Below are 324 nucleotides of genomic sequence, written 5' to 3' on the forward strand. Positions count from 1 at the left end.
AGGCGGCGTCGGCGGCGGGCAGGCCGGTGACGGCGGCAGCGGCGGTCAAGGTGGTGGCGGCGGCCTGGGTGGCACCCACACCGGCACCACCACCACCGGCGCCACCGGCGGCGGTATGGGTGGTCAGGGTGGTCAGGGCGGCACCGGCGGGGATGCCGGCGCGGCCGGCACCCGAGTCGACGGCGGGGCTGGCGGAACCCACGGCACCGGCGGCAACGGCGGCCTAGGCGGTAACGGCGGCGGTGGCGCTGCGGGAGCGCCGGCTAAGGCGGGCATCTCCCCGGCGCCGGGCAACCAGGGCGGCCAGGGCGGCGCCGGCGGCGC

1 pseudogene is annotated in these 324 nt (G+C 80.9%); it reads left to right on the forward strand.

The window, feature by feature from the left end:
• Positions 1–324: pseudogene (locus AC5Y6Y_RS25795) on the forward strand (hypothetical protein); the annotation flags it as partial.

Source organism: Mycobacterium sp. NGS24 (assembly GCF_059813065.1).